Annotated in this window: 29 protein-coding genes; 1 reads left to right on the forward strand and 28 read right to left on the reverse strand. The window is 64.5% G+C overall.

What is annotated here, in order from left to right; genetic code table 11:
* The 7 genes from LQF09_RS15060 to LQF09_RS15090 all read right to left on the reverse strand — a co-directional run bounded on the left by LQF09_RS15060 (position 1) and on the right by LQF09_RS15090 (position 8,731).
* Positions 1 to 3,273, reverse strand: a complete 3,273-nt coding sequence (locus LQF09_RS15060) for an efflux RND transporter permease subunit (protein ID WP_270068339.1) — start codon at positions 3,271 to 3,273, stop codon at positions 1 to 3.
* A gap of 10 nt (positions 3,274 to 3,283) precedes the next feature.
* Positions 3,284 to 4,354, reverse strand: coding sequence for an efflux RND transporter periplasmic adaptor subunit (locus LQF09_RS15065; RefSeq protein ID WP_270068340.1), 1,071 nt, complete (start codon positions 4,352 to 4,354; stop codon positions 3,284 to 3,286).
* A 273-nt stretch (positions 4,355 to 4,627) separates the two neighbouring features.
* On the reverse strand, positions 4,628 to 5,014 hold the full coding sequence (locus LQF09_RS15070) for a sirohydrochlorin chelatase (protein ID WP_002942770.1): 387 nt from the start codon (positions 5,012 to 5,014) through the stop codon (positions 4,628 to 4,630).
* The gene (locus LQF09_RS15075) at positions 5,011 to 5,850 is read right to left on the reverse strand and encodes a tRNA threonylcarbamoyladenosine dehydratase (protein ID WP_270068341.1); all 840 of its coding nucleotides are present in this window, start codon (positions 5,848 to 5,850) and stop codon (positions 5,011 to 5,013) included. Before LQF09_RS15075 ends, LQF09_RS15070 begins: the two co-directional genes overlap by 4 nt.
* A 10-nt stretch (positions 5,851 to 5,860) precedes the next feature.
* Positions 5,861 to 6,826 carry an MBL fold metallo-hydrolase gene (locus LQF09_RS15080; RefSeq protein WP_002931646.1) on the reverse strand — a complete coding sequence of 322 codons (966 nt, stop codon included), beginning with the start codon at positions 6,824 to 6,826 and terminating at the stop codon, positions 5,861 to 5,863.
* 116 nt (positions 6,827 to 6,942) lie between these two features.
* Positions 6,943 to 7,440 carry a single-stranded DNA-binding protein gene (gene ssb, locus LQF09_RS15085; protein ID WP_002931643.1) on the reverse strand — a complete coding sequence of 166 codons (498 nt, stop codon included), beginning with the start codon at positions 7,438 to 7,440 and terminating at the stop codon, positions 6,943 to 6,945.
* Between the two features lie 91 nt (positions 7,441 to 7,531).
* Entirely contained in the window at positions 7,532 to 8,731 is a 1,200-nt protein-coding gene (locus LQF09_RS15090) for an MFS transporter (RefSeq protein WP_270068342.1), read from the reverse strand.
* Positions 8,732 to 8,839: 108 nt separating this feature from the next.
* Between LQF09_RS15090 and uvrA the strand changes: the two genes are divergently transcribed.
* Complete coding sequence (uvrA, locus tag LQF09_RS15095; protein WP_270068343.1) at positions 8,840 to 11,674, forward strand: excinuclease ABC subunit UvrA; 2,835 nt, start codon at positions 8,840 to 8,842, stop codon at positions 11,672 to 11,674.
* A gap of 1 nt (position 11,675) precedes the next feature.
* On the opposite strand, the gene galE is transcribed toward uvrA, so the two are convergent.
* The 21 genes from galE to rpmC all read right to left on the reverse strand — a co-directional run bounded on the left by galE (position 11,676) and on the right by rpmC (position 22,059).
* Positions 11,676 to 12,695, reverse strand: a complete 1,020-nt coding sequence (gene galE, locus LQF09_RS15100) for a UDP-glucose 4-epimerase GalE (RefSeq protein WP_270068344.1) — start codon at positions 12,693 to 12,695, stop codon at positions 11,676 to 11,678.
* Positions 12,696 to 12,796: 101 nt separating this feature from the next.
* Positions 12,797 to 13,195 (reverse strand): 50S ribosomal protein L17, encoded by a 399-nt coding sequence (gene rplQ, locus LQF09_RS15105; protein ID WP_002931629.1) that lies wholly within the window; start codon positions 13,193 to 13,195, stop codon positions 12,797 to 12,799.
* Positions 13,196 to 13,220: 25 nt separating this feature from the next.
* Positions 13,221 to 14,201, reverse strand: coding sequence for a DNA-directed RNA polymerase subunit alpha (locus LQF09_RS15110; protein ID WP_002931627.1), 981 nt, complete (start codon positions 14,199 to 14,201; stop codon positions 13,221 to 13,223).
* A 39-nt stretch (positions 14,202 to 14,240) separates the two neighbouring features.
* The gene (gene rpsD / locus LQF09_RS15115) at positions 14,241 to 14,870 is read right to left on the reverse strand and encodes a 30S ribosomal protein S4 (RefSeq protein WP_002931624.1); all 630 of its coding nucleotides are present in this window, start codon (positions 14,868 to 14,870) and stop codon (positions 14,241 to 14,243) included.
* A 14-nt stretch (positions 14,871 to 14,884) separates the two neighbouring features.
* Entirely contained in the window at positions 14,885 to 15,274 is a 390-nt protein-coding gene (gene rpsK / locus LQF09_RS15120; protein WP_002931621.1) for a 30S ribosomal protein S11, read from the reverse strand.
* A gap of 12 nt (positions 15,275 to 15,286) precedes the next feature.
* On the reverse strand, positions 15,287 to 15,649 hold the full coding sequence (gene rpsM, locus LQF09_RS15125) for a 30S ribosomal protein S13 (protein ID WP_002931620.1): 363 nt from the start codon (positions 15,647 to 15,649) through the stop codon (positions 15,287 to 15,289).
* Between the two features lie 53 nt (positions 15,650 to 15,702).
* On the reverse strand, positions 15,703 to 15,816 hold the full coding sequence (rpmJ, locus tag LQF09_RS15130) for a 50S ribosomal protein L36 (protein WP_002931619.1): 114 nt from the start codon (positions 15,814 to 15,816) through the stop codon (positions 15,703 to 15,705).
* Positions 15,817 to 15,841: 25 nt separating this feature from the next.
* Positions 15,842 to 16,060, reverse strand: a complete 219-nt coding sequence (infA, locus tag LQF09_RS15135; RefSeq protein WP_002931617.1) for a translation initiation factor IF-1 — start codon at positions 16,058 to 16,060, stop codon at positions 15,842 to 15,844.
* Positions 16,061 to 16,064: 4 nt separating this feature from the next.
* Complete coding sequence (gene secY / locus LQF09_RS15140) at positions 16,065 to 17,390, reverse strand: preprotein translocase subunit SecY (RefSeq protein WP_002931614.1); 1,326 nt, start codon at positions 17,388 to 17,390, stop codon at positions 16,065 to 16,067.
* A gap of 15 nt (positions 17,391 to 17,405) precedes the next feature.
* Positions 17,406 to 17,843: a 50S ribosomal protein L15 gene (gene rplO, locus LQF09_RS15145; RefSeq protein ID WP_002931612.1), complete on the reverse strand. Its 438-nt coding sequence runs from the start codon at positions 17,841 to 17,843 to the stop codon at positions 17,406 to 17,408.
* Position 17,844: 1 nt separating this feature from the next.
* A complete protein-coding gene (rpmD, locus tag LQF09_RS15150) occupies positions 17,845 to 18,027 on the reverse strand; it encodes a 50S ribosomal protein L30 (RefSeq protein WP_002931611.1) in 183 nt (60 codons plus the stop codon).
* Between the two features lie 3 nt (positions 18,028 to 18,030).
* A complete protein-coding gene (gene rpsE, locus LQF09_RS15155; RefSeq protein WP_002931609.1) occupies positions 18,031 to 18,555 on the reverse strand; it encodes a 30S ribosomal protein S5 in 525 nt (174 codons plus the stop codon).
* A gap of 12 nt (positions 18,556 to 18,567) precedes the next feature.
* Entirely contained in the window at positions 18,568 to 18,921 is a 354-nt protein-coding gene (gene rplR, locus LQF09_RS15160; RefSeq protein WP_002931606.1) for a 50S ribosomal protein L18, read from the reverse strand.
* Between the two features lie 11 nt (positions 18,922 to 18,932).
* The gene (gene rplF, locus LQF09_RS15165; RefSeq protein WP_002942741.1) at positions 18,933 to 19,466 is read right to left on the reverse strand and encodes a 50S ribosomal protein L6; all 534 of its coding nucleotides are present in this window, start codon (positions 19,464 to 19,466) and stop codon (positions 18,933 to 18,935) included.
* Between the two features lie 10 nt (positions 19,467 to 19,476).
* Positions 19,477 to 19,872 (reverse strand): 30S ribosomal protein S8, encoded by a 396-nt coding sequence (gene rpsH, locus LQF09_RS15170; RefSeq protein WP_002931603.1) that lies wholly within the window; start codon positions 19,870 to 19,872, stop codon positions 19,477 to 19,479.
* Positions 19,873 to 19,885: 13 nt separating this feature from the next.
* The gene (rpsN, locus tag LQF09_RS15175) at positions 19,886 to 20,191 is read right to left on the reverse strand and encodes a 30S ribosomal protein S14 (protein WP_002931601.1); all 306 of its coding nucleotides are present in this window, start codon (positions 20,189 to 20,191) and stop codon (positions 19,886 to 19,888) included.
* 7 nt (positions 20,192 to 20,198) lie between these two features.
* Positions 20,199 to 20,738 carry a 50S ribosomal protein L5 gene (gene rplE, locus LQF09_RS15180; protein ID WP_002931598.1) on the reverse strand — a complete coding sequence of 180 codons (540 nt, stop codon included), beginning with the start codon at positions 20,736 to 20,738 and terminating at the stop codon, positions 20,199 to 20,201.
* 9 nt (positions 20,739 to 20,747) lie between these two features.
* Positions 20,748 to 21,065, reverse strand: coding sequence for a 50S ribosomal protein L24 (gene rplX, locus LQF09_RS15185; protein WP_002931597.1), 318 nt, complete (start codon positions 21,063 to 21,065; stop codon positions 20,748 to 20,750).
* An 11-nt stretch (positions 21,066 to 21,076) separates the two neighbouring features.
* Entirely contained in the window at positions 21,077 to 21,445 is a 369-nt protein-coding gene (gene rplN, locus LQF09_RS15190; RefSeq protein ID WP_002931596.1) for a 50S ribosomal protein L14, read from the reverse strand.
* Positions 21,446 to 21,598: 153 nt separating this feature from the next.
* Positions 21,599 to 21,868, reverse strand: a complete 270-nt coding sequence (gene rpsQ, locus LQF09_RS15195; RefSeq protein WP_002931595.1) for a 30S ribosomal protein S17 — start codon at positions 21,866 to 21,868, stop codon at positions 21,599 to 21,601.
* Positions 21,865 to 22,059, reverse strand: coding sequence for a 50S ribosomal protein L29 (gene rpmC / locus LQF09_RS15200; RefSeq protein WP_002931593.1), 195 nt, complete (start codon positions 22,057 to 22,059; stop codon positions 21,865 to 21,867). Before rpmC ends, rpsQ begins: the two co-directional genes overlap by 4 nt.
* Between the last annotated feature and the right edge of the window lie 2 nt (positions 22,060 to 22,061).

Consider the following 22,061-nt stretch of genomic DNA (forward strand, 5'->3'; position numbering starts at 1 on the left):
TCAGGCCTGACTCGGCAGATCCTGCAAGCGGCCGATGCGACTGCGCATGGCCGCGTAGTACAGCACCGGGATCACCACCAGGGTGAGCACGGTGGACACCAGGATGCCGAAGATCAGGCTTATCGCGAGGCCATTGAAGATCGGGTCGTCAAGGATGAACACCGCGCCGATCATCGCCGCCAACGCAGTGAGTCCGATCGGCTTGGCACGCACCGCCGCGGCACGGATCACTGCCTCGCCGAGTTCCATGCCCGCGACAACTTGCTGATTGACGAAGTCCACCAGCAAGATCGAGTTGCGCACGATGATGCCAGCGAGCGCGATCATGCCGATCATCGAGGTCGCGGTAAACTGGGCGCCGAACAGCGCATGCCCGGGCATCACGCCGATGATAGTGAGCGGGATCGGCGCCATGATGATGAGTGGCACCAGGTAGCTCCTGAACTGCGCCACCACCAGCAGGTAGATCAGCACCAGGCCGACCGCATAGGCCGCCCCCATGTCGCGGAAGGTCTCGTAGGTGATCTGCCACTCGCCGTCCCACTTGAGTTGGTATCCGGCATAGGGGTCGTCGGGCTGGCTGATGAACCACTCGCCGAGCGTGCCGTACAGGCCCGGCGCACCCGCGAGCGCCATGCCATTGACACGTGTACGGATGTCGAACATGCCATACAGCGGCGAATCGAGCTTGCCGCCCATGTCACCGGTCACATACACCACCGGCAGCAGGTCCTTGCGGTACAGGATCTGCTCGCGCCGGGTTTCGGCAACCTGCACCAGCTCGGACACCTTGACCAGCTGACCGGCGTTGTCGCCCTGGCGTGCGCGCACCTGCATCGCCAGCAGGCTGGCGAGCTCGGACTGCTCCACCGCCGGCAGCTGGACGCGCACCGGGATCTCGTACTTGTTGTCGCCGCCATGTACCGGGGTGACGTTCTCGCCGGCGAGGCCGAGGCGTACCACCTCGACGATGTCGGCCTGGGCCACGCCCATGCGCGCGGCCTTGGCCTGATCCACGCGCAGCACCAGCTTGGGCGCATCCTCGTCTACCGTGTCGTCCACGCCGACGATGTCGGGCGTGGCCTCGAAGGCCGCGCGCACCCGGCGCGCCACCTCCAGCTGCCCGGCGTAGTCCGGACCGTAGATCTCGGCGACGATCGGCGACAGCACCGGCGGCCCGGGCGGCACCTCCACCACCTTGGCGTTGCCGCCGTTGCGGGTCGCAATCCTGCTGACCGCGTCGCGCACTGCGACCGCGATCTCGTGGCTCTGGCGCGAGCGCGCGGACTTGTCGACCAGGTTGACCTGGATGTCACCCTGCTCCGGGGCGCTGCGCAGGTAGTACTGGCGCACCAGGCCGTTGAAGTTGATCGGCGCGGCGGTGCCGGCGTAGGACTGCCAGTCGGTGACCTCGGGCACGGCAGCCAGATGCGCGCCGATCTCGTTGAGCACGCGCGCAGTATCCTCCACCGGCGTACCCACCGGCATGTCGAGCACCACCTGGAACTCGCTCTTGTTGTCGAAGGGCAGCATCTTCATCACCACCAGCTGCACCACCGGCAGCGCCACCGAGGCACCGATCAGCGCCAGCACTGCGAGCCACAGCAGCAGGCGGTTGCGCGCGCCGCGGCGGGCGTCGAGCAAGGGCGTCATGAGACGACGGAACAGGCCATCGAGCCGCTTCGTCATGCGATCCTCGCCCCCGTGCTGGTGCGCATCGACGTTCTTCAGCATTTTCTGCGCCAGCCAGGGCGTGACCACGAAGGCCACCACCAGCGAGATGAACATGCCCATCGAGGCATTGATCGGGATCGGGCTCATGTAGGGCCCCATGAGGCCACTGACGAAGGCCATCGGCAGCAGCGCCGCGATCACGGTGAAAGTGGCGAGGATGGTGGGGCCGCCGACCTCGTCCACCGCCTTGGGGATCAGCTTCCACAGCGGCGTGTCGGGCTCGAGCGTATGCCAGCGATGGATGTTCTCGACCACCACGATGGCGTCATCGACCAGAATGCCGATCGAGAAAATGAGCGCGAACAGCGACACCCGGTTGAGGGTGAAGCCCCAGGCCCAGGACGCGAACAAGGTGGCGGCCAGGGTGAGCGTGACCGCGACGCCGACGATGAGCGCCTCGCGCCGACCGAGCGCGAAAAAGACCAGCGCCACCACCGCAGCGGTCGCGAAGGCGAGCTTGCCGATGAGTTGGGCAGCCTTGTCATTGGCCGTCTTGCCGTAGTCGCGGGTGACGGTGACCTCGACCCCATCGGGGATCAGGCTGCCGCGCAGATTGTCCAGTCGCTGCATGGCCGCGCGGGCGACGTCGGCGGCGTTGGCGCCAGGCTTCTTCGACAACGCCAGGGTGACCGCGGGGAACATGCCCTGCTGCTCGATGCCGCGCTGCTGCGCGGCCGCGCCGGTGCCGAACCACACGTACTGCGCAGGCTGATCGGGCCCATCGATGACGTCGGCGACATCGCGCAGGAAGACCGGGCGCTGGTCGTGCACGCCAACCACCAGGCTGCGTACGTCTTCGGCCGACTCCAGATAGGTGCCCGTCTGAACCAGCACCTCCTGGTTGCCGGCCACCAGGCTGCCTGCGGGCTGCGAGGCGTTGGCCAGCTGCAGGGCGGCGCGCAGGTCCTGCGCAGTGACACCGTGCGCGTTCATGCGCACGGTGTCCATGTTCACCCGGATGACATGACCGGGGCCACCGATAGTGAGCACGTCGCGGGTGCCGGGGATACGCTTCAACTCGGTCTCGATCGCACGCGAAACCTGTTGCAGCTCGAAGCCGGCGCGCTCGGCATCCGCGGTCCACAGCGTGAAGCTGACGATGGGCACGTCGTCGATGCCCTTGGGCTTGATCAGCGGCGTGCCGACGCCAAGCTGCGGCGACAGCCAGTCGGCGTGCGAGTGCACGGTGTCATACAGGCGCACGAGCGCGGTCTGGTTGGGCACGCCGACCTCGAACTGCACCGTGACCACCGCCATGCCCGGCCGCGACACGGTGTACACGTGCTCGACCCCGGCGATGCGCGACAGCACCTGCTCGGCAGGACGCGCGACAAGGGCTTCGACGTCGCGCGCAGACGCCCCCGGAAACGGCACCAGCACATTGGCCATGGTGACGTCGATCTGCGGCTCTTCCTCCTTGGGTGTGACCAGGGTGGCAAAGATGCCGGCGAGCAGCAGCACCAAGGCCAGCAGCGGCGTGATGGCATTGCGCTGAAAGCCGGCCGCGATGCGGCCAGCGATGCCGAGAGGCGTGTCCATGATCACCTCCTCAGCGTGCGGGCGCCGCTACGCGCGCCCGAAGGCCAGCCTGTACGGGATCGAGGGCGAGCGTCTCGTCACCCTTGAGGCCGGCCAGCACCTCTACCGCCTCGCTGCCGTTCACACCCCGCCCGAGGCGGACCTGGCGCAGCGCGAAGCCGCCTGCTCCGTCAGCGACATACACCGCAGTCAACTCGCCACGGCGCAGGATGGCCGCACGCGGCACAACCACCACGGAAGCCTCTGCCGTGCCCGCCGCCCCCACGAAATGCACGCGCGCGAAGCTGCCCGGCATCAATCCGTCTGTGCCTGCGGGTAATTCGACACGGACACGCACCGTGTGCGTGCGCGCATCCGCCGCCGGCAGCAAGGTGACCGCCTCGGCATCGACGACGCGGCCGCCATCTCCGAGCGTCACACGCGCGCGCACAGCCCCTTCACCGAGCGCGGCCAGGCGCTGCGGCGCCACATCGGTGACGGCGCGCATGCGTGCCGGGTCGTGAAGGGTAAATAGCGCGCGTCCGGGCTGGGCCATCTCGCCGGTCTCGATATGGCGCGCCGACACCACGCCGTCGAGCGGCGCCACGATCTCGAACTGGCCTTTTACGGCGGCAGCCTGTTCGCGCTGGGCACGGGCAGCCTTGACGGCCGCCTCGGCAGCCTCGAGGCGGGTACGCGCGGCATCGAGCGCGGACGCGCTGAGGAACTGGCGCTCGACGAGGCCGCGTGCACGGGCAAGTTCGCTACGGGCATTGCCCATTTCGGCCTCGGCCTGCCCCACCACGGCCTGCGCAGCCGCAAGCGCAGCCGCCGCCTCGGCCGCATCGATGCGGGCCAGCACCTGGCCGCGGCGGACACGGTCGCCGGTGTCGACGGAGAGTGCAAGGACCCGCCCCTGCACCTGCGCAGCAACGGTGACTTGATGGACAGCCTCTATGCTGGCCTCGCTGACGAAGCCAAGATCCTGCACCTGCGCGCCGATCCGCACGGTCGGCACGTCGGCAGTGGCCGCGCCCGGCACTGAAAGAGCACACGCGACCAGCACGGCGCGTACAAGAGGGGGGAGCATGATCATTTTCATGTCTATAAGTATATTCTTATAGACATGAGCGTCAAGCCATCCGCCACGACGCGCGTGCATGAACCTCTTCCCGCGCGGACAACCTCCATGCGAACGACGAAAAGCTCGCGGCTGGCGCTGCTCCTACCTTGGTCCCAAACGCTGCAGACCCGCCGTAGGAGCGGCGCCAGCCGCGAGCTCGTGAAGGCGATCATGCCGATGCATCCGCAAGATCGCTCGCTCGATGCGATGGCCTTGCAGCAGGCCATGCGCACGCTGAAGCGTGCGGGGGAATCAGTCGAGACAGGAAGCCGCGTAGTCCGCCATCGCAGCGACCACCCTGGCGGACTCGCCCGCTGCGGTGGCGAGCACGATCTCGCAGTCTGGGTGGGCCGCGCGCACCTCATCGACCAGAATCGGCAGGTCACGCGTGAGATGCCCCGCCTGGGCGAGGAAGATCGGCACTACCGCCACCTTGCGCGCACCCGCGGCAGTCAGCGCGGCCACCGCCTCCGGCAGCGTCGGCGTCATGAACTCGAGGAAGGCAAGCTCCACGCTCGGCGCATCGGGACGTGCCAGCAGCGCCTCACGGATGCGGCGCATGGGCCCCGCCCAGTCGGGATTACGGGCACCATGCCCGAACAAGACGACGGCGGTGTCACGCGCAACACTTGAATTCATGAACAGCTCTCCGGGTTGTCTGGGTCCGCTGGGCCAAGGGTAGCGCAGGCTACCCGCGCCTGCAGCAGATGATCGAGCGCGCGTGCGGCGCAGAACAGGCCCGCACTGGCGGTCACTGCCATGCTCGAGCCATATCCGGCACAGGCCAACCCCTGCGGAGCGAGCGCGGTAGCCGCGCCCGTACCCAAGCAGGCCCGCGCTTCGGGGTAGCGCACCGGCTCGGTGGAGAACACCGCATCGATGCCGAACTTGCGCCGCGGGTCGCGGCTGAAACCGTGTTCCTTGCGCAAGCGGGCGCGCACCTTGGACAGCAGAGGGTCTTGCACCGTACGCGCCAGATCATCGACCACCAGCCGGCCCGGATCGGTCTTGCCCCCTGCCCCGCCCGCCATCACCAGCCTGATTCGGCGGCGCCGGCACACGGCCGCGATCGCTACCTTGGCGCGCACGTTGTCGATGGCGTCGATGACGACATCGAAGCACTGCAGCAGGTCCTCGGCGTTCTCGGCCGTCAGGAAGTCCTCGACCTGCTCGACCGCGCACAGCGGGTTGATGCCCGCAATGCGCGCGGCCATCGCGCCGACCTTGGCCATGCCGAGTGTAGATTCGAGCGCATGTACCTGGCGGTTGATGTTCGACTCGGCAACGTGGTCGAGGTCGATCAGGGTGAGTCGGCCCACCCCACTGCGTGCCAGCGCCTCGGCCGCCCACGAGCCAACGCCGCCGACACCGATCACGCAGGCATGTGCGGCCTGCAGACGGGCGACTGCGCCATCGCCGTAGAGCCGGTCGATACCGCCGAAGCGGCGGGCAACATCGACGCCTGCGCCTTGCATCGCGCCCCGCTCAGGCCGTCTCGGCCGCGGTGACGCGCTGGCTGTCGAGCCATACGCCCAGACCCTGGGCGTTGAGCTCGAGGTCCATGCGCAGCAGGTCGAGCGTCTCGTCCTCGTTGAGCGCCCAGTTCTGGCGTGCGGCCTCCTCGCGCATGATCTGCTCGAGGCCGGCAAGGATCTCGACATGGCGGGCCACGCCATCGCCGCGCGCAGCCTGCGCCACCGCCACCATGGTGTCGATCAGACGGTGGAGGTCAGCGCCCAGGCGATCGACTTCGGTGATCCGGCTGTAGTGCGTCAGGTACATGGCCTGCGGCTGCATCGCCAGCATGCGGTCGATGGAGGCGTGCATCGCCTCGGGCTCGAACTGGGTCGGCGTCGTCGTCGGCATGATGAAGGCACGGCCATCGACATCAAGCTCGCGATAGGACAGGCCAAAGGTGTCGCCCGTGAAGAAGGCGCGCGCACTGTCGTCCCAGATGCAGACGTGGTGACGCGCATGCCCCGGGGTATCGAAGATGCGCAGGCAGCGACCGCCCAGCTTGAGCTCGAGACCGTCGGTGGCCGGCACGATGCGCTCGGCCGCGACAGGCACCAAGCGTCCGTAGAGCGCGAACGCGCGCTCCGGCCCGTAAACGGCGCAGGTGGCGTCCCACAACCGGCTCGGATCAGTCATGTGGCGCACGCCACGCGGATGCACGACAAGCCTGGCGTGCGGCAGCGCACACATCAGGCTGCCCGCACCGCCGGCGTGGTCGAGATGGATGTGGGTCAACAACACCCAATCCACTGCTTCGGGCGCGATACCGAGCGCGGCGAGCGCGCCGAGCACGCGCGGCACCGAGGCGTTGCTGCCGGTATCGACGATCGCGGCGCGACCGTCCTGCACGATGATATGGATGGCCGCAAGCTGCGGCCGGCCATAGCCGGAATCCACCGCATGAACGCCGTCGGCGTGGCTGATCAGGTCCAACATTGCACTCCCTCCTCGCACTGCCGCGCGGCAGGCCAGCATCGGCGACCCGACTCTAGCCTCGCGCTCCGGCAGTGTCGCGGACGCACATCACGCGCGCGCATCCGCATCCTCCCGCTTCAGAACGGGATGTCGTCGTCGAAATCACCAAAGCCGCCCGGCTGCTGCTGCGGTTGTGCTGCCGGCTGAGGGCGCTGTGCGGGTGCGCGCGGCGCGGCAGCGGCCGGCGCGGGCGCGTCCCAGCCACCCTCGCTTGCGCGCATCGGTGCGTCACCACCTTCGCGACGGCCGCCCAGCATCTTCATCTCGTCAGCGCGGATCTCGGTGGTGTAGCGGTCCTGGCCGCTCTGATCCTGCCACTTGCGGGTCCGCAGGCTGCCCTCGATGTACACCTGGCTGCCCTTGCGCAGATACTGGCCAGCGATCTCTGCCAGCTTGCCGTAGAAGGACACCCGATGCCATTCGGTCGCTTCACGGCGCTCGCCGGTGGCTTTGTCGCGCCAGTTCTCGGTGGTGGCAAGACGGATATTGCAGATCGCGTCGCCCGACGGGGCGAAACGGCTTTCCGGGTCGGCACCGAGGTTGCCGACCAGGATGACTTTATTGACGGATGCCATCCGGTTCTCCTTTGAGTGTGCATCCGGGCGCGGCGATGTAAGCGCTGCACCCGCGTGAAATACGACAGACCCCAGGCCAGGCCTGGGTGCTTCAGCCCGCTACCGGCTGCGCGCGCAGCGGCGGCGGCCGCATGGACGCCGCAAGACCAAGCCAGGCAAAGGCGAGCAAGGCACAGAACAGGCTCACCGCACCCGGCCCATGGACCTGGCCCAGCCAGCCGCCGAGCACGCCGCCGAGGAACAGGCCGATCGACTGCAAGGTGTTATACACCCCCAGCGCTGTGCCCTTTGCGCCGGGCGCTGCGATGCGCGAAATCCACGACGGCTGGGTTGCCTCGAGCACATTGAACGCAATGAAGAAAAGCGTCAGCAGCAATGCCAATGGTATCAGACCGTCACCAATCAGCCACAGCCCCAGCTGGACCACCGCCAGCAGCACGATCGCCGCATTGAAAACGGGCTTAAGCTTGTCATGGCGCTCGGCGACGATCACCGCTGGCACCATCACGACGAAGGACAACAGCACGGCTGGCAGATAGACCTTCCAGTGCTCGGGCATGGGCAGCCCGCCGCTCGCCACCAGGGCCGAGGGCACCATCACCCACATCGTGGTCTGAATGAGATGGAGCGCGAATACGCCGAAGTTGAGCCGCATGAGCTGGCCGTCGCGGAGCACGTCGATCAGGCGCCCCGTCGCGCGCGGCACGGGCGGCGCCGCAGGCACCACCCACAGCACCACGCCGATGGCGACGAAGGCGAGCACCGCGGTCAGCCAGAAGATCCCATCCATGCCGACCGCGGCATACAACAGCGGCGCAGCGACCATGGACAGCGCAAACACGAGCCCGATCGACGAGCCGATCATGGCCATCACCTTGGTACGGTGCTGGTCGCGGGTGAGGTCGGCAGCAAGCGCCGTGACTGCCGCCGAGATCGCGCCCGCCCCCTGCAGGATACGGCCGGCGATGATCATCGTGATGTCGTCGGCTAGCGCGGCGACCACGCTGCCGATCACGAACAGCACGAGTCCGAACACGATCACCGGCTTGCGGCCGAAACGATCGGACGCGGCACCGTAGGCGATCTGCAGGCAGGCCTGGGTGAGGCCGTAGGCGCCTATCGCCAGCCCCACCAGGGTCAGGTTGTCGCCACCCGGGATGGTCGCGGCATGGACTGCGAACACAGGCAGGATCAGGAACAGCCCCAGCATGCGCAGCGCAAAGATCGCAGCCAGGCTCATGCCGGCGCGGCGTTCGTCGCGCGTCATCGGATCGCGAGCAGGAACGGTCATCAGAGGAAACCGGCGTCGTCAAAGCCAAGCATTTTAGCACTCCGGCCGCCTGGCCGGTGCCGCCCTTCTCTCGTATAGTTTCGGGCTGGCCCACGCTAGGCATCTGCCATGGACGAGATCCGCATCCGCGGTGCGCGCACGCACAACCTGAAGAACATCAGCGCCGACCTGCCGCGAAACCGGCTCACGGTCATCACCGGCCTGTCCGGATCCGGCAAATCCTCGCTCGCCTTCGACACGCTGTACGCCGAGGGCCAGCGCCGCTACGTCGAGTCGCTGTCGGCCTACGCGCGCCAGTTCCTGCAGCTCATGGAGAAACCGGATGTAGATCTCATTGAGGGCCTGTCGCCCGCGATCTCGATCGAACAGAAAGCCACCAGCCACAACCCGCGCTCCACGGTGGGTACGGTTACCGAGATCCACGACTACCTGCGCCTGCTCTACGCCCGTGCCGGCACGCCCCATTGCCCGGAGCACCCCGAGCACGCCCTCGAGGCCCAAAGTGTGGCACAGATGGTCGACCACGTTCTGGCGCTGCCGCCCGAGACAAGGCTGATGATCCTCGCCCCGGTGGTGAGCGGGCGCAAGGGCGAGCAACAGGACCTGTTCGCCGAGCTGCGTGCCCAGGGCTTCGTGCGCGTGCGGGTCGACGGCGAGGTCATGGAACTCGATGCGATGCCGGCGCTCGACAAGAGCCGCCGCCACGACGTCGAGGTGGTGATCGACCGCCTGAAGGTCCGCGCCGACCAGCGTGGCCGCATCGCCGAGTCCTTCGAGACCGCGCTCCAGCATGCCGACGGACGTGCGCTCGCCGTGGAAATGGACAGCGGCACCGCTCACCTGTTCTCGGCGCGCTTCGCCTGCCCGGTGTGCAGCTTCGCACTCGCCGAGCTCGAACCACGCCTGTTCTCGTTCAACAACCCGGCAGGCGCGTGCCCGCGCTGCGATGGACTGGGCGCCATCGCGTTCTTCGACCCCGCACGCGTCGTCGCACACCCCGAACTTTCGCTCGCCGCAGGCGCGATCCGGGGCTGGGATCGGCGCAACCAGTTCTACTTCCAGATGCTCGCCAGCCTCGCAGCACACTACGGCTTCGACATCGAGACACCGTTCATCGATCTACCCGACACAGTACGTGAGACCGTCCTGCATGGCTCCGGACGCACCCGCATCGCCTTTCGCTACATGGCCGACAATGGCCGCATGGTGCTCAAGGAGCACCCGTTCGAAGGCATTATCCCGAATCTCGAGCGCCGCCTGCGCGAGACCGACTCACAGGCGGTGCGAGAAGAACTGACGAAATATCGTGCCAGCCGGGTCTGCCCGGCCTGCGAGGGCAGCAGATTGCGCTGCGAGGCACGCCACGTGCTGATCGGTGGCCGTGCGCTGCACGACATCGCTCGCCTGCCGCTCGCCGAGTGCCAGCACTTCTTCACCCAGCTGCAGCTTACCGGCGCGCGCGCCCAGGTCGCCGAGCGCATCATCAAGGAGGTCGCCGACCGCCTCAGCTTTCTCATCAACGTCGGCCTCGACTATCTTTCACTCGACCGCGCTGCAGACACCCTGTCCGGCGGCGAAGCTCAGCGCATCCGCCTCGCCAGCCAGATCGGCTCAGGCTTGACTGGTGTCATGTACGTGCTCGACGAGCCTTCGATCGGCCTGCACCAGCGCGACAACGACCGCCTGCTCGGCACCCTGCGCCAACTCCGCGATCTCGGCAATACGGTGATCGTTGTCGAGCACGACGAGGACGCAATCCGCAGCGCCGACTACCTGATCGACATGGGCCCGGGCGCAGGGGAGCACGGCGGTCAGATCGTCGCCCGCGGCACACCCCAGCAAGTCATCGACGACCCAGCCTCCATCACCGGCGACTATCTCGCCGGCCGCCGCAGCATCGCGGTGCCGCACACCCGCCGGCAGCTCGACCCGGAGCGCATGCTGCACATCCTCGGCGCGACCGGTAACAACCTCAAGCAGGTCGATGCAGCGCTACCGATCGGCCTGTTCACCTGCATCACAGGCGTGTCCGGATCGGGCAAGTCGACCTTGATCAACGACACCCTGGCCGCCGCAGCAGCGCGCCACCTCAATGGTGCCAGCGTCGAGGCCGCTCCCCACCGGAGCATCCAAGGGCTGGACGCCCTGGACAAGATCATCAATGTCGACCAGTCACCAATTGGTCGCACACCGCGGTCGAACCCGGCCACCTACACCGGCCTGCTGACACCGATACGCGAGCTGTTCGCGGGCGTGCCCGAGGCCCGCGCGCGTGGCTACGGACCTGGGAGGTTCTCCTTCAACGTGCGTGGAGGCCGCTGCGAGGCTTGCCAGGGCGACGGCATGATCAAGGTCGAGATGCACTTCCTGCCCGACATGTACGTGCCTTGCGACGTCTGTCACGGTAAGCGATACAACCGCGAGACCCTGGAGATCCGCTACAAGGGGCGAACGATCTACGAAGTGCTCGACATGACGGTGGAACAGGCCTTCGATTTCTTCGCTGCCGTGCCCGCCGTCGCGCGCAAGCTCGAGACCCTGAAGGATGTCGGCCTCGGCTACATCCGTCTGGGCCAGAGCGCTACCACCTTGTCGGGCGGCGAAGCGCAACGTGTCAAGCTCGCCCTAGAACTCTCGAAGCGCGACACCGGCCGCACCCTGTACATCCTCGACGAACCCACCACCGGCCTGCATTTCCAGGACATCGAGATGCTGCTCACGGTCCTGCACCGTCTGCGCGACCATGGCAATACGGTTGTCGTCATCGAACACAATCTCGATGTCATCAAGACTGCCGATTGGCTGATCGACATGGGCCCGGAAGGCGGCGGAGGGGGCGGCACCGTTGTCTGCGCAGGCCCGCCGGAAGCAGTCGCAGCCCACCCCTCGAGCCACACCGGGCGTTACCTCGCACGCCTGCTCGCGACGCCCAGATCCGCCTGACTCAGCCTCGATACCCCAGCGGGTTCATGCGCTGCCAGCGCCACGCATCCTCGCACATCGCCGCCAACCCCCGCTCGGCCTTCCAGCCCAGCATCGCCTGGGCTCGCGCTGGATCGGCCCAGCATGCGGCGATGTCACCCGGCCGACGCGCCACGACGTCGTATGGCACCGGCCGACCGCACGCAAGCTCGAACGCGCGCACCATCTCGAGTACGCTGTAGCCGCGCCCAGTGCCGAGATTGAGCGTCGTGACACCGGCCAGCGTGTCGATACGCTCGAGTGCCCGCAGGTGCCCGAGCGCGAGGTCGACAACGTGAATGTAGTCGCGCACGCCGGTACCGTCAGTCGTAGGATAGTCGTCACCGAACACCCGCAGGCGTTCGAGTCGGCCCACCGCTACCTGACTTACAAAAGGCATCAGGTTGTTCGGCAAGCCCTCCGGGTCTTCGCCGATTCGCCCGCTCGAGTGGGCCCCTACTGGATTGAAGTAGCGCAGCAGCACCACGTTCCAGCGTCCATCTGCATTCGCCAGATCGCGCAGGATCTGCTCTCCCATCAGCTTCGTCCAGCCGTAAGGATTGGTCGCCGTAGTGGGAAAATCCTCGCGGATAGGCACGCTTGCGGGATCGCCATACACCGTCGCTGAAGAGCTGAACACCATCCTCCGGCAGTCCGCGGCATCCATCGCCTGCAGCACACTCAGCAAGCCCTGAAGATTGTTGTCATAGTAGGCGAGCGGCTGTGCCACCGACTCTCCGACCGCCTTCCGCGCCGCAAAGTGGATAACCGCCTCCACCTCGTGTGCAGCAAAAATGCCCTCCAACGCGCGGCGATCGCGCACGTCTGCTTCGACAAACCCAGCCAAGGGGCGCCCGCCAAGCTCCTCGATACGCCGCAACGCTTCGGGCGAAGAGTTCGAGAGATCATCGATCACGACCACGTCACGCCCGGCCGCAAGCAATTCCACGCAGGTATGGGACCCAATGTAACCCGCCCCACCCGTCACCAATGTCACGCCCATACGCTCGCCCCTTCAGCAAAGCCCGTTGTTACAGTCGTGATTGCTGATCACGAAAAAAAACCGGGCGCTGCCCGGTTTTTTACTCGGTTGCTCGCGACGGCTCAAGCCGCCTCGGCGCCCTCGACCTCGACCGCTTCCACGTCGGGGCGATCCAGCAGCTCGACGTAAGCCATCGGTGCATTGTCGCCGTCACGGAAACCGCACTTCAGGATGCGCAGGTAACCACCGTTGCGGGCGGCGTAGCGCGGACCCAGCTCGTCGAACAGCTTGACGACCATGTCACGGTCGCGCAGGCGGTCGAAAGCCAGACGGCGGTTGGCGAGACTGGGCTTCTTGCCCAGGGTGATCATCGGCTCGACCACACGGCGAAGTTCCTTCGCCTTCGGCAGGGTCGTCTTGATGACTTCGTGTTGCAGCAGCGAGTTGGCCATGTTGCGGAACATCGCCTGGCGGTGGCTGCTGGTACGATTCAGCTTGCGAAGACCATTACGGTGACGCATTTCAATTCCTCACTTGCCCGGCGTCTCAACCGAGCTTTTCAAGCCCGGCCGGCGGCCAGTTTTCCAGTTTCATGCCAAGGGTAAGCCCGCGGGAGGCCAGTACTTCCTTGATCTCGTTGAGCGACTTGCGACCCAGGTTCGGGGTCTTGAGCAGCTCGGTCTCGGTGCGCTGGATCAGGTCACCGATGTAGTAGATGTTCTCGGCCTTCAGGCAGTTCGCCGAACGCACCGTCAATTCCAGATCATCGACCGGGCGCATGAGCACCGGATCAATGGTCACCGACGGCGCCACCTCGCGCTCGGGCTGAGTACCCTCGAGGTCGGCAAACACCGAGAGCTGGTCCATCAGCACGCGCGCGGCGTAGCGGATGGCCTCTTCGGGGTCGACCGCACCATTGGTCTCGATATCGATGATCAGCCGGTCCAGATCGGTACGCTGCTCGACGCGAGCGCTCTCGACGAGATAGCTGACGCGACGCACCGGCCCGAACGAAGCGTCAAGCACGATGTGCCCGATGCTCTTGCTCTCGGCGCTCTGCGGACGTGCATTACCCGGCACATAGCCACGGCCCTGCTCGACCTTGATCTGCATGTCGAGCTTTCCGCCCGGAGCAAGGTGGGCGATCACGTGATCCGGGTTGATGATCTCGACGTCGTGACCGAGCTCGATGTCGGCCGCGGTGACAACGCCCTCGCCGGACTTCGCCAGCCGCACGGTTACATCGGCACGGCCATTCAGTTTGAACACCACGCCCTTGAGGTTGAGCAGCAGGTCGACGATGTCCTCGCGCACGCCGTCAAGCGTCGAGTACTCATGGAGCACACCTTCGATCGTCACTTCCGTGGCCGCATGGCCCGGCAGCGACGACAGGAGGATGCGCCGCAGCGCATTCCCCAGCGTGTGACCGAACCCGCGCTCGAACGGCTCCATAGTCACCCGCGCCTGGACAGGCGAGGTGCTCTGGACGTCGATGATGCGCGGTTTCAGCAGTGCATTGCTTTGCATCAGCATTCCCTCGGAACTAGAAGAGGCTCAGACTCCCGATCAACGGGAGTACAGTTCCACAACCAGGCCTTCGTTGATCGTTGCCGGCAGTTCGCTGCGCACCGGATAGGCCTTGAACGTACCCTTGCCAGCCTTGGCGTCGACTTCCAGCCACTCCGGGAACCCGCGCGACTCAGCCGCTTCGAGCGCAGCCTTGACGCGCAGGTGCCCACGGGCGCGCTCGGTCAGCTCCACGACATCGCCCGGACGAACGACATACGACGGGATGTTGACGCGCTTGCCATTGACCAGAACGCCGTTGTGGCGCACAACCTGACGAGCCTCGGCACGCGAAGCGCCAAAACCCATGCGGTAGGCCACCGAATCCAGACGACCTTCGAGCAACTGAAGCAGGTTCTCGCCGGTCTGGCCACGACGACGGTCAGCTTCGGAATACACACGGCGGAACTGACGCTCGAGCACACCGTACAGACGACGGATCTTCTGCTTCTCGCGCAGTTGCACACCGTAACCCGACAGACGCTGCCCCGAGCGCTGACCGTGTTGGCCAGGCGCGTAGGCACGACGCTCAATCGCGCACTTGTCGGTAAAACACTTTTCGCCCTTCAGAAACAGCTTTTCGCCTTCGCGACGGCACTGACGGCACTTGGGATCGAGATTACGAGCCACTTATCAACTCCTTGTCAGATACGACGCTTCTTCGGCGGACGGCAGCCGTTGTGCGGAATGGGGGTGATGTCCGTGATGCTGGAAATCTTGATCCCCAGCGCGTTGAGCGCACGAACCGAAGACTCGCGACCCGGGCCCGGGCCCTTGATGCGAACCTCGAGGTTCTTGATACCGCACTCCTGTGCCACCTTGCCAGCTGCTTCTGCAGCCACCTGGGCAGCGAACGGGGTGCTCTTGCGCGAACCCTTGAAGCCAGCGCCACCCGAGGTCGCCCACGACAGCGCGTTGCCCTGACGGTCGGTGATGGTGATGATCGTATTGTTGAAGCTCGCGTGAACGTGCGCGATACCTTCCGCGACGTTCTTCTTGACCTTCTTACGAACCTTCGTTCCAGTCTTAGCCATTATCGGTTCCTATTACTTCTTGCCGGCGATCGCCTTGCGCGGGCCCTTGCGGGTGCGGGCGTTCGTGCGGGTACGCTGACCACGCATCGGCAGGCCGCGACGATGACGCACGCCGCGATAGCAGCCCAGGTCCATCAGTCGCTTGATGTTCATCGTCACTTCACGACGCAGGTCACCCTCGACAACGAACCGAGCGACTTCGTCACGCAGCTTCTCCATATCCGATTCAGTCAGGTCCTTGACCTTGACCGAACGCTGGATACCGGCAGCGTCGCAAACCTTCTGAGCACGCGAACGGCCGATCCCATAGATGGCGGTCAGCGCGATCTCGGCATGCTTGTGATTGGGAATGTTTACCCCAGCAATACGGGCCATCCGTATACCCCAAAGCGAAAAACGTTAAATTCTAAAGCCTTAAGTTGATCTAATCAACCCTGGCGTTGCTTGTGCCGCGGATCGCTACAAATGACGCGAACCACACCCTTGCGGCGGATGATCTTGCAGTTGCGGCAGAGCCGCTTTACCGATGCCTGGACTCTCATGGTCTTGCTCCTGTTTCTCTTATCTTCACTTGGTCCGGAACACGATCCGGCCCTTGGTCAGGTCGTAGGGGGTGAGCTGGACGGTCACCTTATCCCCAGGGAGGATGCGGATGTAGTGCATCCGCATCTTTCCGGAGATGTGCCCAAGCACCATGTGACCGTTCTCGAGCCTGACGCGGAATGTTGCATTCGGGAGGTTCTCAGTAACCTCACCTTGCATCTCAATGACATCTTCCTTCGCCATGGTTCTACCTGCCCGGGAAGCCCGCCCCCTTGAAATTCGCCTTCTTCAGCAGACTCTCGTACTGGTGCGACATCGCAAACGCCTGTACCTGGGCCATGAAGTCCATCGTGACCACCACGATGATCAGCAGCGAGGTGCCGCCGAAATAGAACGGAACGTTCCACTTCAGGATCAGGAACTCTGGCAGCAGGCAGACCAGGGTGATATACACCGCCCCGGCCAACGTCAGCCGCATGAGAATCTTGTCAATGTAGCGCGCCGTCTGGTCACCCGGACGAATGCCAGGCACGAACGCACCACTCTTCTTCAGGTTGTCCGCCGTCTCACGCGCGTTGAACACGAGCGCGGTGTAGAAGAAACAGAAGAACACGATTGCCAGCGCGTACAGCATCACGTAGATCGGCTGTCCTGGAGACAGTGTGGATGCGATATCCCGCAACCAGTACATACCCTCAGACGAGCCAAACCACTGACCCAAGGTCGCCGGGAACAGGATGATGCTCGACGCAAAAATCGGCGGAATCACACCCGACATGTTCAGCTTCAGGGGCAGGTGGGAGCTTTGCCCGCCATACACCTTGTTGCCGACCTGCCGCTTGGCGTAGTTCACCAGAATCTTGCGCTGCCCCCGCTCCACGAACACCACGAACCCGGTCACCAGCACAACCAGCACGCAGATGAAGAGCGCCGTGAAGGGATGCATCGCGCCAGTACGAACCAGCTCGAACAGCCCACCGATCGCACTCGGCAATCCAGCCACGATCCCCGCGAAGATGATCAACGAAATACCGTTTCCGATACCGCGCTCGGTGATCTGCTCACCCATCCACATCAGGAACATCGTGCCAGTCACCAGCGTCGCCACGGTAACGAAACGGAACATCAGCCCCGGATCCAGCACCAGGCCCGGCTGCCCCTCGAGCGCAATCGAAATACCGAGCGCCTGAGCAAAAGCAAGGACGAGCGTGCCGTAGCGGGTGTACTGCGTGATCTTGCGTCGCCCAGCCTCGCCTTCCTTCTTCAACGCCTCGAGATACGGTACCGCCACCGTCATCAACTGCATGATGATCGACGCGGAAATGTAGGGCATGATGCCCAGCGCGAAGATGGTGAAACGCGACAGCGCGCCGCCGGAGAACAGGTTGAACACCCCGAGGATGCCGCCCGCCTGCGACTGGAACAACTCAGCCAGACGCTCGGGATCGATACCCGGGACAGGAATGTGCGCGCCGATGCGGTAGACGATCAGCGCGCCCAGCAGAAACAGCAGGCGACGCTTCAGGTCGCCGAACCGCCCCGGCTTTCCGAGCGTGGCAGCAGTATTCGCCACAATCGTTTTCCCTGTTTACTCGGCCGCCACGGAACCACCAGCGGCTTCGATCGCCGCCTTGGCACCCTGGGTAGCACCGACACCGCGCAGCACAACCTTGCGGTTGATGGCGCCGGAAAGCACGACCTTCGCCGACAGTGCGTCAGCCGCGATCACGCCCGCCTGCTTGAGCGTCAGCAGATCGACTTCATCGATGGGCAGCTTGTCCAGTTCGGACAGACGCACCTCGACATTGCGCGCACGCGTCAGCGAAACGAAACCACGCTTCGGCAAACGACGCTGCAAGGGCATCTGACCGCCCTCGAAGCCGACCTTGTGGAAGCCGCCGGCACGGGACTTCTGCCCCTTGTGGCCGCGACCGCAGGTCTTGCCGAGGCCGCTACCCATGCCGCGACCGACACGGCGCGCAGCCTTCTTCGAGCCTTCGCCCGGCTTGATGGTATTCAGGCGCATATCAACCCTCACACTTGACCAGGTAGGACACCTTGTTGACCATGCCGCGAACCTCGGGGGTATCCGCCAGCTCGACCGTATGGTTGAGTCGACGCAGACCGAGCCCGCGCACGGTGGCGCGGTGCGACTGCTTGGTGCCGATCACGCTCTTGACGAGCGTCACCTTGATTTTCTTGTCCGACATCGCTTACCCCAGAATTTCTTCGACGGACTTGCCGCGCTTGGCAGCAATCTCCGCCGGGGTGTTGATCGCCATCAGGCCGTTGATCGTGGCACGAACGACGTTGTAGGGATTGGCAGAACCGATGCACTTGCAAATCACATCGGTCACGCCCATCACTTCGAACACTGCGCGCATCGGGCCACCGGCGATGATGCCGGTACCGGCCGGAGCCGGCTGCATCAGCACCGAGGCGGCGCCATGCTTGCCGACAACAGTGTGCTGCAGGGTGCCGTTCTTGAGCGAGACCTTGCGCATCTTGCGACGCGCTTCGTCCATCGCCTTCTGAACTGCCACCGGCACTTCGCGCGACTTGCCCTTGCCCATGCCGATCGCACCGTCACCGTCGCCGACCACGGTCAGCGCGGCGAAGCCGAGGATCCGGCCGCCCTTGACGACCTTGGTCACGCGATTGATCGCGACCATTTTCTCCTTCAGGCCGTCATCGCGCTCGTCGGAGGCTTGCGCACGTTTGGTTTGCTGCTTAGCCATTCGAATCCTCGCTTAGAACTTGAGGCCGCCTTCGCGGGCAGCCTCGGCCAGCGCCTTGACGCGGCCGTGATACAGGAAGCCCGAGCGGTCAAACGAGACCTGCTCGATGCCGGCAGCCTTGGCACGCTCGGCAATCAGCTTGCCGACGAGCTCGGCGGCAGCCTTGTTGCCGCCGTTCGCGACCTGGGCGCGCACATCGGCTTCGACTGTCGAGGCGGCCGCAATCACGCGGGAGCCGGAACCGTCGATGACCTGGGCGTACATGTGGCAGTTGGACCGGAACACCGTCAGGCGAACCGCCTTGAGCTCCGCAATCTTGGCGCGAGTTTTGCGCGCACGGCGAAGACGAGTTTCTTTCTTGTTCATGACGAACCGCCTTACTTCTTCTTGGTTTCCTTGAGCACCACCACCTCGTCCGAATAACGGACGCCCTTGCCCTTGTAGGGCTCGGGGGAGCGGTAGGCACGCACCTCGGCAGCGACCTGGCCGACTTTCTGCTTGTCGATACCCTTGATCACGATTTCCGTCTGGGTCGGGGTCTCGACCTTCACGCCTTCCGGCATCTGATGCACGACCGGATGCGAGAAGCCGAGCGACAGGTTGAGCTTGTCGCCCTGAGCCTGAGCGCGATAGCCGACGCCAACCAGGTTGAGCTTGCGCTCGAAACCCTTGCTGACACCGCTCACCATGTTATTGATGAGCGCACGGGTCGTACCCGAAAGCGCACGGGCGTTGGCCACACCGTCGCGCGCCTTGCACACGACTGCATCACCTTCGCGCTCGACCGAGACGGCGCTGGTCAGCGCCTGACGCAGCGTACCGAGCGGCCCCTTGACGGCGATCTCACCAGCGGAGATCGTCACTTCGACACCCTGAGGAATCGCCACCGGATTCTTGGCTACACGAGACATCGCTTCCTCCTTATGCCACCAGGCAGATGACTTCGCCGCCAACGCGGTTTGCACGCGCCGAACGGTCGGTCATCACACCACGCGGGGTGGACACGATGGCCACGCCAAGGCCGTTCATGACGCGCGGCAGATCGTCGCTGCCCTTGTAGATACGCAGGCCGGGACGGCTCACGCGCTCAAGGCGCTCGATGACCGGACGACCGGCGTAATACTTCAGCGTAACGTCAAGCGACGCCTTGCCGGCATCGTCGCGGACGGCGAAGCCGTCGATGTAACCTTCATCCTGCAACACCTTCGCGATCGCAACCTTCAGCTTCGACGAGGGCATCGACACCGATGCCTTCTGTGCCTGCTGGCCATTGCGGATGCGCGTCAGCATGTCGGCGATGGGATCGGACATACTCATCTTCGAATTCTCCTTACCAGCTCGCCTTGGTCATGCCAGGGACTTCGCCGCGGAAAGCGATCTCGCGCAGCTTGTTGCGGCACAGACCGAACTTGCGGAAAACACCACGCGGACGCCCGGTGAGCGCGCAACGATTACGCTGGCGAGTCGGGTTGGCGTTGCGGGGCAGTTGCTGCAGGGCCAGGCGTGCAGCCATGCGTTCTTCTTCGGACAGGCTGCTGTCCTTGACCTTTGCGACCAGGGCGGCACGCTTGGCGGCGAACTTCTCCACCAGCTTGGCGCGCTTCACTTCGCGATTGATCAGAGCGAGTTTCGCCATATGACCCTCAATTCTTGAACGGGAACTTGAACGCAGCGAGGAGCGCGCGCGCCTCCCCGTCGGTCTTCGCCGTCGTCGTGATGCTGATGTTCATCCCGCGCAGCGCATCGATCTTGTCGTACTCGATTTCAGGGAAAATGATCTGTTCCTTGACACCGAGGTTGTAGTTGCCACGACCGTCAAAACCCTTCGCTGCGATACCGCGGAAGTCACGCACGCGCGGCAGCGCGATAGTGATCAGACGATCGAGAAACTCGAACATGCGCGGACCACGCAGGGTGACCATGCAACCGATCGGATAGCCGTCACGGATCTTGAAACCCGCAATCGACTTGCGAGCCTTGGTCGACACCGGCTTCTGACCGGCAATCTTGGTCATGTCGCCGAGCGCATTCTCGAGGATCTTCTTGTCACCCACCGCCTCACCGACACCCATGTTCAGGGTGATCTTGGTGATACGCGGGATCTCCATCACGGACTTGTAGCCGAACTGCTGCTTGAGCGCCGGCGCGACTTCGTCCTTGTAAACCTGTTGCAAGCGAGCCATCGTCACTCCTTAGGCGTTCACCAGCTCGCCGTTCGACTTGAAGAAACGAACCTTGCGGCCATCTTCAAGCGTCTTGATCCCGACGCGATCACCCTTCTGGGTGGCGGGATTGAACAGCGCGACATTCGACACGTGGATCGGCATTTCCTTTTCGACAATGCCACCCACCTCACCCTTGAGCGGATTCGGGCGCACATGCTTCTTCACCCGATTCACACCCTCGACCACGACGCGCTCGTCATCGACGCGGCGCAGCACAGTACCGCGACGGCCGCGATCCTTGCCCGTCAGTACCAAAACTTCGTCACCCTTGCGGATCTTGTTCATCTAAGGACTCCTCAGAGCACTTCGGGCGCGAGCGAGACGATCTTCATGAAGCGCTCGGTACGCAGCTCACGAGTAACCGGCCCGAAGATACGGGTGCCGATCGGCTCCAGCTTGTTGTTCAGAAGCACGGCCGCGTTGCCATCGAACTTGATCAGCGAACCATCGGGACGACGGACGCCCTTGGCGGTACGCACGACAACCGCGTTATAGACATCGCCCTTCTTGGCACGACCACGCGGCGCAGCATCCTTCACGGTGACCTTGATGATGTCGCCCACGCCAGCGTAGCGGCGCTTCGAACCACCCAGGACCTTGATGCACATCACCGAGCGCGCACCGGAGTTATCGGCGACGTCCAGCTTGGACTGCATTTGAATCATGAAAGTATCTCCAACTTATCCCGCATGTGCGGACAGTCTTGGAACCCGTCAGGGTAGGATGCCCCGAGCGAGCCCCGGAGCAAAGAGGCAAAAGTATAACAGCCTGGCGCTGTCGCGCCAAGCTGTTTTTCTGCACCTTGCTTGTTACTCAGTTCAGATGATGCGTGCCTTCTCGAGCACCTTGGCAACGCGCCAGGTCTTGGTGCGCGAGATCGGACGGCATTCCTCGATCTCGACCAGATCGCCTTCGGCGGCGATACCATCTTCCACGTGGGCATGGTACTTCGCCGAACGGGTGATGATCTTGCCGTACAGCGGGTGCTTCACCCGACGTTCGACGAGGACCGTCACGGTCTTCTGCATCTTGTCGCTAACCACACGCCCAACCAGCGCGCGGCGAACCTTCTCGACTTGTTCGCTCATTGCTGACCCGCCTTTTCGCGCAGGATGGTACGGACACGCGCGATGTCGCGACGCACCTTCCCGATCTGACTCGTGTTGCCAAGTTGCTGGGTGGCATGCTGCATGCGCAGCGAGAACTGTGCCTTCAGCAGCTCGAGCAATTCCTTGTTCAACTCTTCAGCGCTCTTGGCGCGGAGTTCATTGGCCTTCATGT

The organism is Thauera sp. WB-2 (assembly GCF_027594845.1).
Lineage (GTDB): Bacteria > Pseudomonadota > Gammaproteobacteria > Burkholderiales > Rhodocyclaceae > Thauera > Thauera mechernichensis.

Bases quoted from the DNA above. Each gene is read 5' to 3' on its own strand.
- LQF09_RS15060 (WP_270068339.1), bottom strand. From the start codon at position 3,273: ATGGACACGCCTCTCGGCATCGCTGGCCGCATCGCGGCCGGCTTTCAG.
- LQF09_RS15065 (WP_270068340.1), bottom strand. From the start codon at position 4,354: ATGAAAATGATCATGCTCCCCCCTCTTGTACGCGCCGTGCTGGTCGCG.
- LQF09_RS15070 (WP_002942770.1), bottom strand. From the start codon at position 5,014: ATGAATTCAAGTGTTGCGCGTGACACCGCCGTCGTCTTGTTCGGGCAT.
- LQF09_RS15075 (WP_270068341.1), bottom strand. From the start codon at position 5,850: ATGCAAGGCGCAGGCGTCGATGTTGCCCGCCGCTTCGGCGGTATCGAC.
- LQF09_RS15080 (WP_002931646.1), bottom strand. From the start codon at position 6,826: ATGTTGGACCTGATCAGCCACGCCGACGGCGTTCATGCGGTGGATTCC.
- ssb (WP_002931643.1), bottom strand. From the start codon at position 7,440: ATGGCATCCGTCAATAAAGTCATCCTGGTCGGCAACCTCGGTGCCGAC.
- LQF09_RS15090 (WP_270068342.1), bottom strand. From the start codon at position 8,731: ATGACCGTTCCTGCTCGCGATCCGATGACGCGCGACGAACGCCGCGCC.
- uvrA (WP_270068343.1), top strand. From the start codon at position 8,840: ATGGACGAGATCCGCATCCGCGGTGCGCGCACGCACAACCTGAAGAAC.
- galE (WP_270068344.1), bottom strand. From the start codon at position 12,695: ATGGGCGTGACATTGGTGACGGGTGGGGCGGGTTACATTGGGTCCCAT.
- rplQ (WP_002931629.1), bottom strand. From the start codon at position 13,195: ATGCGTCACCGTAATGGTCTTCGCAAGCTGAATCGTACCAGCAGCCAC.
- LQF09_RS15110 (WP_002931627.1), bottom strand. From the start codon at position 14,201: ATGCAAAGCAATGCACTGCTGAAACCGCGCATCATCGACGTCCAGAGC.
- rpsK (WP_002931621.1), bottom strand. From the start codon at position 15,274: ATGGCTAAGACTGGAACGAAGGTTCGTAAGAAGGTCAAGAAGAACGTC.
- rpsM (WP_002931620.1), bottom strand. From the start codon at position 15,649: ATGGCCCGTATTGCTGGGGTAAACATTCCCAATCACAAGCATGCCGAG.
- rpmJ (WP_002931619.1), bottom strand. From the start codon at position 15,816: ATGAGAGTCCAGGCATCGGTAAAGCGGCTCTGCCGCAACTGCAAGATC.
- infA (WP_002931617.1), bottom strand. From the start codon at position 16,060: ATGGCGAAGGAAGATGTCATTGAGATGCAAGGTGAGGTTACTGAGAAC.
- rplO (WP_002931612.1), bottom strand. From the start codon at position 17,843: ATGCGCCTGAATACCATCAAGCCGGGCGAAGGCTCGAAGAAGGCTGCG.
- rpmD (WP_002931611.1), bottom strand. From the start codon at position 18,027: ATGTCGGACAAGAAAATCAAGGTGACGCTCGTCAAGAGCGTGATCGGC.
- rpsE (WP_002931609.1), bottom strand. From the start codon at position 18,555: ATGGCTAAGCAGCAAACCAAACGTGCGCAAGCCTCCGACGAGCGCGAT.
- rplR (WP_002931606.1), bottom strand. From the start codon at position 18,921: ATGAACAAGAAAGAAACTCGTCTTCGCCGTGCGCGCAAAACTCGCGCC.
- rplF (WP_002942741.1), bottom strand. From the start codon at position 19,466: ATGTCTCGTGTAGCCAAGAATCCGGTGGCGATTCCTCAGGGTGTCGAA.
- rpsH (WP_002931603.1), bottom strand. From the start codon at position 19,872: ATGAGTATGTCCGATCCCATCGCCGACATGCTGACGCGCATCCGCAAT.
- rpsN (WP_002931601.1), bottom strand. From the start codon at position 20,191: ATGGCGAAACTCGCTCTGATCAATCGCGAAGTGAAGCGCGCCAAGCTG.
- rplE (WP_002931598.1), bottom strand. From the start codon at position 20,738: ATGGCTCGCTTGCAACAGGTTTACAAGGACGAAGTCGCGCCGGCGCTC.
- rplX (WP_002931597.1), bottom strand. From the start codon at position 21,065: ATGAACAAGATCCGCAAGGGTGACGAAGTTTTGGTACTGACGGGCAAG.
- rplN (WP_002931596.1), bottom strand. From the start codon at position 21,445: ATGATTCAAATGCAGTCCAAGCTGGACGTCGCCGATAACTCCGGTGCG.
- rpsQ (WP_002931595.1), bottom strand. From the start codon at position 21,868: ATGAGCGAACAAGTCGAGAAGGTTCGCCGCGCGCTGGTTGGGCGTGTG.
- rpmC (WP_002931593.1), bottom strand. From the start codon at position 22,059: ATGAAGGCCAATGAACTCCGCGCCAAGAGCGCTGAAGAGTTGAACAAG.